We start from the raw sequence: 1,690 nt of genomic DNA, 5'->3' as shown, positions 1-1,690 counted from the left end.
AATTCTTATCAGGAAAGTCTAAAGTTCATAGACACAAGATTTTTTACAGTCTCTAAAGTGGGATATTTTTTTGGCTTTATTGTAAGTTTAATGTTTTTAAAGAGAGTTGATTTTTTTCATTTTTTAACAATTAAATTTTTTTTCTGTGCATTTTTAGGCTACTTTATTAGTCCCTTTATTGTTACTATTACTTATATGAGTACTTTTTTTGTTAGACCGAAAATAGAGTTATCTTATAGGTTTTCACCTATTCTTTTATGTGATGTATTATTGGAAGAATACTTATGGAGACATTTATTTTTGTTTATTTTATCAGATATGAGAGTAAGTATGATAGAAAATATGTTTCTATCAATTATACAACTTCTTTTATTTATTTTTTCTCATAGTGATATAAAAAATAAAAAAGATTTTATTGAAATGTATATATATTCCTGTTTATTATTATTGACAGCATATTTACTTCCTGGAATGAACATAGGTTTGCATTTGGGTAGGAATGTTTGTTGTTCTAATGCCAGGGAGGTTTGCAATGAAGGGCTTTAATATTATTGAAATAAAGAAAGAAGATTTGAATAAAAATTATATTTGGAGTAATTTGATTTTAGAAGAGCAAAGTTTTTTACAAAATTATTTTAGATTGGAGTTTTATGGTAGACCTTTTTTGGATTTTAGATGCACTAGCTTAAATGAATATAATAACATCCTAGAAATAGGAATTATAAGAATAGGAAAAATATCTAAGGCTTTAAGAGAAATACTAGATTTTCTAAAAGTAAACTCTTTTCAGTTATGCCAAGTATTAGTATTTATTGTTTCAGGCGACAGATTGGGAAAATTGTTTTTGGGAAAAGCGGGATTTAATATCACAGGAATTTGGCGTCAATTTGTAAAAATAGAAAAACAACAATTTGATGTGGAAATTTTTTCTTATGAATGGGAGATGAATCATGAAAAAATCAGATGTTAGTGTATCATGCTATTCGGGCTCTATTAAGCAAATTTTAAATTATTATCTTATTGATATGAGAGAGTTAGATTTATTTTTCTCAAAGTATTTATTAGTTTTAAATTGTTATTCTCCATATGAGGGTTTATATACTGATTTAGAATTAATAGTAAATGATGCTCTAGAACATTATGGTATTTCAATTAAAAACATTGCGGTAAATAATATATTTGATTTGAAAAACAAAATAAAAGAGTATGGTAGATTGCTTTTGAAAATAGATTGTAAATTTTTGACTTATTCTAAAATTTTTTCTGAATCGAATACGAGTCAAGGTAAACACTATGTTGTAGTAAAAAATAGTGAAAGTTATGCTCTGGATATCATTGATTCTTATATTCCTTCTTCAAAGATTTCTACATATGAGGGCTGGTTACAAATATCTGAGGATATATTAGATAACCTGGAATTTAAATATGTAGATATATCAGATATCAAAAACACAATAGAAATAAATGCCTTAAATGTCACAAATAAAATGTTACAAAATTATTTTTGTAACGCTGATTTGGTATTTGATCAATTTTTATTAAATATGAAAAAATCCTTCGATTTTAATCAGGGAGGGGAAAAAGCTAAAAAAATAGTGTTTGAAATGTATACTTCGTTATCAGTAAGTGGATTAATGTAAACGGTAGATAGTGCGTACCTCGACTAGGGCGGCAAAATATGTGACAATAG

The 1,690-nt window shown here is 26.2% G+C and carries 3 protein-coding genes; all 3 read left to right on the top strand.

The window, feature by feature from the left end; translation table 11 throughout:
• The coding region (locus QZ321_RS12430) for a hypothetical protein (protein WP_294197060.1) at positions 1 to 546 on the top strand (546 nt) is incomplete at its 5' end.
• Positions 533 to 970: a hypothetical protein gene (locus QZ321_RS12425; RefSeq protein ID WP_294197058.1), complete on the top strand. Its 438-nt coding sequence runs from the start codon at positions 533 to 535 to the stop codon at positions 968 to 970. The genes QZ321_RS12430 and QZ321_RS12425, both read left to right, overlap by 14 nt.
• Positions 951 to 1,640, top strand: coding sequence for a hypothetical protein (locus tag QZ321_RS12420; RefSeq protein ID WP_294197057.1), 690 nt, complete (start codon positions 951 to 953; stop codon positions 1,638 to 1,640). The genes QZ321_RS12425 and QZ321_RS12420 overlap by 20 nt, the downstream gene beginning before the upstream one ends.
• Positions 1,641 to 1,690: the final 50 nt, after the last annotated feature.

The sequence above is a fragment of the uncultured Clostridium sp. genome, assembly GCF_910588715.1.
In the GTDB taxonomy this organism is placed as follows: domain Bacteria; phylum Bacillota; class Clostridia; order Clostridiales; family Clostridiaceae; genus Clostridium.
The sequence above is the reverse complement of the archived record's forward strand: the minus strand, read 5'-3'. Positions and strand labels throughout refer to the sequence as shown.

Coding starts and splice junctions, on each gene's coding strand:
- QZ321_RS12425 (WP_294197058.1), top strand. CDS start 533: ATGAAGGGCTTTAATATTATTGAAATAAAGAAAGAAGATTTGAATAAA.
- QZ321_RS12420 (WP_294197057.1), top strand. CDS start 951: ATGAAAAAATCAGATGTTAGTGTATCATGCTATTCGGGCTCTATTAAG.